General features: G+C 48.4%; 3 protein-coding genes and 1 pseudogene. 2 read left to right on the top strand and 2 right to left on the bottom strand.

Features of this window, described 5'->3' with window-relative positions; all coding sequences use genetic code 11:
* A pseudogene (locus tag A7X77_RS33655) lies at positions 1–533 on the top strand (hypothetical protein); the annotation flags it as partial.
* Between the two features lie 125 nt (positions 534–658).
* Positions 659–1,216, top strand: a complete 558-nt coding sequence (locus A7X77_RS31080) for an acyltransferase (RefSeq protein ID WP_064686624.1) — start codon at positions 659–661, stop codon at positions 1,214–1,216.
* Between the two features lie 74 nt (positions 1,217–1,290).
* On the opposite strand, the gene A7X77_RS31075 is transcribed toward A7X77_RS31080, so the two are convergent.
* The gene (locus A7X77_RS31075; protein ID WP_064686623.1) at positions 1,291–2,994 is read right to left on the bottom strand and encodes a hypothetical protein; all 1,704 of its coding nucleotides are present in this window, start codon (positions 2,992–2,994) and stop codon (positions 1,291–1,293) included.
* Positions 2,995–3,052: 58 nt separating this feature from the next.
* A partial coding sequence (locus A7X77_RS31070; protein WP_156668191.1) for an FkbM family methyltransferase occupies positions 3,053–3,432 on the bottom strand: 380 nt, incomplete at its 5' end.

Genomic DNA, 3,432 nt, shown 5'->3' with positions numbered 1-3,432 from the left:
CGTTGCGCAAGGACGCCGACCTGACTTTCGACGTGGTTCTCTCGACCTCGGCAACGATCGCCGGCGTCACCACAACGCTGCTCACCGGCTATACCATCGTCAACTGCATCGGCGTGGTGCTGACGGATACCAACTCGCTTATTCGGCAGTTCGTTATGTATCCTCGAGACGAGTATACTTTCGTGACGCCGGCCAAAGATGCGGTAAGTGCCGCTATTTCTACGAGCTCGGCGCTTCTCACACTGACCGTGCCCAATGGGATTAAGGTCAAGGCGAAGCTACGGTTTGAATTTACATCGAGCGCGACAACCAATGCCGTACTGATCCACGATCCGGCGCAGGGGATTCTTCTTGCTAGCATCTCTGCCGATGGCGGCAACATGGGCACCATCCAGGTGGCGGGCAGTTATGTCGTAGGGAGCCAAGATGTTTGGACGAACACGAACAAGCAGGTCAGGCAGGTCGCTGGCGCTGCCGGCAATATCTGGGTGTGGACCGATGGTTTCTATTTCCCGTGTGGGAGATATGCATAACGCCGTTTGCTCTCAAGCTATGGTGCAATGGACGGCGTGCCTGAGCTTCTACCGGGGATATGCACCGACGGTCACTGGCAATAATTGACGCTGTGAGCTAATGACCCTCGAACTCGGAGGTAGTCATGAGAGCCGATAAAGCGTCGTACCGGAACCGCGGAGGAATTCTTCAGCGTCTCGTCACCGCATATAAGCGGCTTCGCTACTTCAGTCGCGCCGGCTCCAACCTCGTTGTCAAGCGCAGCGCCGAGTTCCGGATGGTGAAGCATGCCGTTCTTGAGGTCGGCAGCAATGTCACAATCCAAGACCATTCATTCTTCCAACTCACGATGCCTGAGCCGAAGGTGTTTATTGGAAACAACACCGTCATCGGGCGCCGGAACATTATCACCGCCAAGAACCGCATATCCATAGGCAATGACGTGCTCATCGGTTCTGATGTCCAGATCATCGATCACGGCCACGGTATGAGACGAGACATACCGATCAGACTGCAGAAGGCTGAAATAGGCTTTGTTGAGATTGGTAATGATGTCTGGATTGGAGCGGGTGCGAAAATATTGATGAACGTCACGATAGGGACTGGGGCGGTGATCGGGGCAAATTCCGTGGTAACTACAGACATCCCGGATTATGCAATTGCAGTTGGTTCACCGGCGAAGGTCGTTAAATATCGCAGCTAATCGGTCCGACGATTAGACGCAGAATACAAGAAGAGCAGTGGTGAGGAAGCCAGCGTCTCACACACCATTATACATCAAAGTGCTCGCAGCGTTACACTTACCAGGCCGCTTAAATGGGCTTTCAACTCGCTAGGTCTGATAAAACGAAAATATAGATACTCGTATGCGAGAGATGCATTATTCCACGAGCTTTGTTTGGATGATATTTCCAGCTGAGCTTGCGGTCCACTCAGATCGATATCTTTTGCGCTGGCCCAGGCGTCGCAGAAAAAGGCGATACGTGCAGGGTTCGTTGAATGAACTGGTCTTACGCCTGGCGCCGAGTCGATGCCGAAGAACTCTATGTGGGGAGGCGTAAATGCCATCCTGGTCTGTCCGCCCCAAATGATGTGAAATTTGGAGGTGTAATCAGCAAACCCATATTCCGAGGCTTCCCCCGGCATAGGAAACTTATCGTTTATCCAATAATTCGAAAAGGTCGACCATTGTGGATTGTCAACAAGGTATTGCGAGACCGCCAAGTCTTTGGCAGCTCGTGCCTGCCAAGCCGCGTAACTTCCCCACCATCGATTTGTAAACAATGTAAGAACGATCAGAAGTAACACAAACGAAGTTCTCTTGCCCTGCAAGATAGGCGCTCGTCGCTCCAGAAATCGCAAAAAACCGATCACGATCACAGCCAGGGGGAGGGGCATCAAGATGGCATTTCTCATCAACACTCCAAGCTCCGGACTTTTCCCGACAAGGATATAGGGAAGAGTTCCGCAAAGAAGGGAGAAGAGTCCAAAACTTATTATCTTGAGACTACCGCCTAGTCTCCGGGTGTTAATACCAGGATCTGCAGCATTTGGTGTTCTGAGGAGAAAAAATAAAGTGACAAAAAGCGCCGAATACGCGAAAACACTCAAAAATACATAAATATTAAAATCGATTAATCCAATTGCAAAAGGCCTAATTGCAATAGGCGCTACGATTCCATTGGTAAGGAATTGGTAAGAATTGTGGGTAATGCTAGAGAGATCTAAATAAAAGCTATTATAATTGTTATAAAGCCCAGTCTTGTTATGGAATAATCCTTTGTGCAGCCAATATGCGATAGGAAGGGCTGCAAAATCTACTTTTGATTTACAAAATGAAAGAAACGTGAGTATGAACCCTCGTAGGTCGCTAAGCTGTCGAGCCGCTTGGTTCATGTGGACGAGATAGGCTAGGATGAAAGCGGCAGCGTAAAGTACGAGCAAAGAATTGAGCGTAAATGATACAAAGTAAATAAAAATGGAGGCCCCCCTGACGAGGTAGTAAAGTCTTCCACGGGTCCGTTCAAGAGAGATAAATAGATATGTAGCTACCAGGAATAGCGCATACGCGTTAAAGTACGTTGAGTATGTGATTATTACAGTAACTGTTGTTATTGGCAGTAAATGCGAAAGTAGCGCAATATAAAAGGATTCTCGTTCAGTGAGAAACTCGCTTTTTAAGGCAATCAGATACGAAAAAATAACAGCTATATAAACGCCGAAAATAACTATAGATTTAAGCAGAAAAATATTTGGGATATAAGATAGTGGCCAGACATAGTATGTGAACAATGGTACTGCTGCGGACGAATACATGTTCATGATTGCGTTCCAGTCTTTGAAAAACAGCGACGAGAACAGGCCGGCGTCTTCCGCAAATATTCCTTCATTAACGAAGGCCATCCAGTGCGTACACAAAACTGAAATAGTGAGCAGAACCAAGCTGCTTGTTTTGGGCCCACGTTGAACGTAGTCGCTCATGATGTCTCCTGAGATTCCAATTTCCCAAGTCGTGGCTGCGGAAATGCTTTCCGCGAGATCAAACGCAAGTGGCGAGCACGTTCAATCCTCCGCCCGCGGGAATGATCGATCTAACAACATCCGGGTTTCGCGGCAGTTTTCGATTTCTGGCAACGTCGGATATCTCATATCCCTCACTCCAGAGTAAATTCAGAATCGCATCAAATTTTTCGGGCTGAGATTTGTATACGTAAGGCGCAAGCTCCAGTAGAATGTTTGGCTTAAACATATTTATTGTTGTATTGGCGCCAAGGATCACATCGCTTTCGTTTCCGTCTACGTCCAGCTTTATGAAGTCGACGCGATCGATCCCGTGCGCTGAAACAAATTCATCAAGTGTACTCATCGCCGCACCAGCCGTACCCATCAGGCGGCCATGATGTTCAAGATGCAGATCGC

Source organism: Rhizobium bangladeshense, assembly GCF_001662075.1.
Taxonomy (GTDB): Bacteria; Pseudomonadota; Alphaproteobacteria; order Rhizobiales; family Rhizobiaceae; genus Rhizobium; species Rhizobium bangladeshense_B.
This window is presented reverse-complemented; position numbering and strand designations above follow the sequence as displayed.